General features: G+C 75.9%; 3 protein-coding genes. 1 reads left to right on the top strand and 2 read right to left on the bottom strand.

Annotated features, from left to right (window positions below; translation table 11 throughout):
* Positions 1 to 2: 2 nt before the first annotated feature.
* Together EDJALFJO_RS00180 and EDJALFJO_RS00175 are read right to left on the bottom strand one after the other, a co-directional pair.
* On the bottom strand, positions 3 to 1,280 hold the full coding sequence (locus EDJALFJO_RS00180) for a bifunctional glycosyltransferase family 2/GtrA family protein (protein ID WP_088281008.1): 1,278 nt from the start codon (positions 1,278 to 1,280) through the stop codon (positions 3 to 5).
* 57 nt (positions 1,281 to 1,337) lie between these two features.
* Positions 1,338 to 2,276: an FAD:protein FMN transferase gene (locus tag EDJALFJO_RS00175; protein ID WP_088281006.1), complete on the bottom strand. Its 939-nt coding sequence runs from the start codon at positions 2,274 to 2,276 to the stop codon at positions 1,338 to 1,340.
* A 237-nt stretch (positions 2,277 to 2,513) separates the two neighbouring features.
* On the opposite strand from EDJALFJO_RS00175, the gene EDJALFJO_RS00170 reads away from it, so the two are divergent.
* Positions 2,514 to 4,087: glycosyltransferase family 39 protein (locus EDJALFJO_RS00170; protein WP_143448190.1), on the top strand; the 1,574-nt coding region annotated here is incomplete at its 3' end.

The following is a 4,087-nucleotide window of genomic DNA, read 5'->3' as shown; positions in this document are numbered from 1 at the left end:
GGTCAGGCCTCCAGGGGGTCGAGGGTGGTGGGCACGTGCCGGCGGCGCTCCGCGCGGAACACCCAGGCCTTGAGCAGGACGAACCGGACGAGCGTGGCGAGCAGGTTGGCGACCACGAGGACGCCGACCTCGACGCCCCGGGCCGGCGTCGCAGTGACCAGGTGGAGCGCCGCGAGCGCGCCGCTCGTCAGGGCCAGCCCGATCCCGAGGACGACGAGGCCCTGCGCCTGGTGGCGCACCTGCCCGACCCCGCCGCGGACGCCGAACGTCAGCCGGCGGTTCGCCGCGGTGTTCGCGACCGCCGTGACGAGCAGTGCGAGCAGGTTCGCGACCTGGGCGCCGGTGCCGAGCCGGAGCAGGGCGTAGAGGCCGACGTACGCGAGCGTGCTGACGACGCCGATCGCGCCGAACGTGAGGAGCTGGCGGGGCAGCCCGGCCGGCACGCCCGGGAGCGTCCCGGCGCCGCCCGGTCCGGCCTGGATCGGGGACCGCCCGAGCTCGGCGCGCAGCCGGGCGACCGGCAGGCTGCCGTTGCCGAGCGCGCGACCGAGCCGCCAGATCCCCTTGAGGTCGGCGGTGGCCGTCGCGACGATGTCGACGCGGCTGTCGGGGTCGTCGACCCAGTCGACCGGCACCTCGTGGATCCGCAGCCCGGAGCGCTCGGCGAGCACGAGCAGCTCGGTGTCGAAGAACCAGCCGGTGTCCTCGACGAGCGGCAGCAGCCTCCGGGCGACGTCCGCCCGGATCGCCTTGAACCCGCACTGCGCGTAGGAGAACCGCGCGGCGAGCGTGCCGCGGAGGATGACGTTGTAGCAGCGCGAGATGACCTCCCGCTTCGGCCCGCGGACGACCCGTGAGCCGCGGGCGAGCCGGCTGCCGATCGCGACGTCCGAGTGCCCGGAGACGATCGGGGCGACGAGCGGCAGGAGGGCGGCCAGGTCGGTCGACAGGTCGACGTCCATGTACGCGAGGACCTGTGCGTCCGAGTGCGACCACACCTGGCCCAGCGCCCGGCCCCGGCCCTTCTCCGGCAGGTGGACGACGTCCACGTCGGCCAGCTCGGCGGCCAGCCGGCGGGCGACGGCGAGGGTGCCGTCGGTGCTCGCGTTGTCGGCCACCGTGATCCGGAAGGGGTAGGGGACGTGCGTCTCGAGGTAGGCGTGGAGCCGGCGGACGCACGGACCCAGGTCGACCTCCTCGTTGTGGACGGGGACGACGACGTCGAGCACAGGGGCCGTCGTCCTGAGGTCGCGGGGCGACGTCTCGAGCTGGAGCGTCATGGTCGGGGTCCTCTCGTCGGGCAGGTGAACGGGCAGGTGAACAGGGAGGACGGCAGGTCAGGAGGCGACGGCGTACCGGCGCGGCCGCGGCACGGCCGTGCCGTGCGCGCGGACGTCGTGCGGCCAGCCCGGGGAGGTGAGCACCCGGCCGTCGGCGGCGAGCAGCCGGAAGCACGCCCCGCGGGTGCCGAGCCAGTCGGGCGCGGCCACGCCGAGCGCCGCCGCCGCGAGCGCGAAGGCCTTGGCGTGCAGCAGGTCCGGGTGGACGACGGTCACGGACACCCAGACCGGCTCGACGACGGCGCCGGTGCGCGGGTCGACGACGGGGCGGTGCGATGCCGGCCGGACCGTCGACGCGCCGCGCCCGGCCGGGAGCCGGACGACGGCCCCGCACGGCAGCCCGACGCCCCAGCCGCCGGCCGGGGCCGGCCCGGCCTGGGCGACGTCACCGCCGACCTCGACGAGCACACCGGTCCGGAGGCGGTCGGCGACCGCGCGGGCCGCCGCCGACGCCACGACGGCGTCCGTCGTGGCCGCGAGGTCGAGCAGGGTGCCGGCCGGGACGGCGACGGCCGGCCCGGTGACCCGGACGGCGTCGGCCCCGGCTGCCGGCCGGGGACGGGCGGGCGCGAGCGACGAGCAGACCGGCAGCGGCCCGAGGCGCGCCGAGAGGTCCGCGCCGCGCAGCCGGGACAGGTGCGCGTGGACCGCGTTGCCGACGGTCGGGTCGACGAGGCCGCCGGTCGCCCGGGACGCCGCGAGCGCCGCCTCGACGAGCCGTGCGTACGTCGGGCCGACGACGACCGCGGCACCGTCGGCGCGCAGCAGCCGCCAGGCCGTGGCGCGGGGGCGGTCGAGGTCGACCCGTCGGGAGGCCTCGCGCTGCACCGACTCCGCGATCCGGCGGGCCGCCGGCAGCAGCGCCGGGTCGGCAACGGCGACGTGCAGGCGGGCGGTGGTCCGACGCGGACCGGGCAGCGACAGTGCGACGTTCACGGGAACCTCCGGCGGGGCAACGGTCGGGCAACGGGCGGGGCGACGATCAGGACGGGCATGACCACACCGTGACCGCCGGAACTGGACGCAACGCCCGACGCACCTGTGCGTCCGCCAGGAAGCTCCTCCAGGTCACCTGCAGGTGCGGACCGGTTGTGCCGCAGGGCGTCGAGGGCTCACAGCGGGCACCCAGGCGACGCCCACGGTGCGGGCAGCCTGGACCTCGACGGTGGACCCATGACCCTCACCGCCGACCGCGCCGCGACGCCCGGGCCCACCGGCCCCGGCCCCGCTGCCGCGCCTCCCGAGTCCCTCGCCCGCCGCCTCGTGCGGGGTCGCCCCGACGACCCCGCGTGGGCCCGACCCGCGCTGCTCTCGCTGCTCGCCGCGACCGCCGTCCTCTACCTGTGGGGGCTGTCGGAGTCGGGATGGGCGAACGCGTTCTACTCGGCGGCCGTCCAGGCCGGGTCGGAGAGCTGGAAGGCCTTCTTCTACGGCTCCTCGGACGCGTCGAGCTCCATCACCGTCGACAAGACCCCCGCCTCCCTGTGGGTGATGGCCTTGTCCGTCAAGGTGTTCGGGCTCAGCTCGTGGAGCATCCTCGCGCCGCAGGCGCTCGAGGGTGTCGCTGCCGTGGCGCTCCTCCACGCGACCGTCCGACGCTGGTTCACCCCGGCCGCCGGGCTCGTCGCGGGCGCCACGCTCGCCCTCACCCCGGTCGCGACCCTGATGTTCCGGTTCAACAACCCGGACGCGCTCCTCGTGCTCTTCCTCGTCGCGGCCGTCTACGCCACGGTCCGCGCGCTCGAGGCCGCGGCGACCCGGGCCGGTACCCGCTGGCTCGTCCTCGCGGGCGTGCTCATCGGCTTCGGCTTCCTCACGAAGATGCTCCAGGCGCTCCTCATCGTGCCGGTGCTGGCGCTGGTGTACCTCGTCGCCGCCCCGACGACGCTGCGCCGTCGCATCGTCCAGACACTGCTCGCGGGGGCCGCGGTCGTCGGTGCCGCCGGGTGGTGGATCGCGATCGTCGAGCTCGTCCCCGCATCGATGCGCCCCTACATCGGTGGCTCGCAGACCAACTCGATCCTCGAGCTGACCCTCGGCTACAACGGGCTCGGCCGGCTCACCGGGGACGAGACCGGCAGCGTCGGCGGCGGCAACAGCATGTGGGGCACCACCGGGATCACCCGGCTCTTCGACGCGGAGAACGGCGGACAGGCCTCGTGGCTGATCCCGGCGGCGATCCTGCTCCTCGCCGCGGGGCTCTGGCTCACCCGGCGGATGCCGCGCACCGACCGGACGCGGGCGGCCTTCCTCCTCTGGGGCGGCTGGCTCCTCGTCACCGGGCTGATCTTCAGCTACATGAACGGGATCTTCCACGCCTACTACACCGTGGCCCTCGCCCCGGCCGTCGGGGCGCTCGTCGGCATGGGTGCCGCGGTGCTCTGGAAGGTCCGTCGGACGGCGTTCGGCGCACTGGCCATGGCCGTCACCGTCGCCGCGTCGTCCGTGTGGTCGTACGTGCTGCTGTCGCGCAGCAGCGACTTCGTGCCGTGGCTGCGGGTCGCGGTCGTCGCCGCGGGCCTGGTCGCCGCGGTGCTCCTCGCCGCCGGGGCGCTCGGCGTCCGGCTGGGAGAGAAGGCGCTGCTCGGTGCCGCCGGTCTCGGCCTCGTCGCGGCCCTCGCGGGCCCGGCGGCCTCCTCGGTGCAGACCGCGTCCCAGGCGCACACCGGGTCGATCGTCAGCGCCGGTCCGACCGTGGCCGGGGCACGCGGCATGGGCGGCGGGCCCGGCGGCGGGGGCGGGATGCC

Origin of the sequence: Kineosporia sp. A_224 (genome assembly GCF_002198655.1) — a bacterium.
Taxonomy (GTDB): Bacteria; Actinomycetota; Actinomycetes; order Actinomycetales; family Kineosporiaceae; genus R-H-3.
The sequence above is the reverse complement of the archived record's forward strand: the minus strand, read 5'-3'. Positions and strand labels throughout refer to the sequence as shown.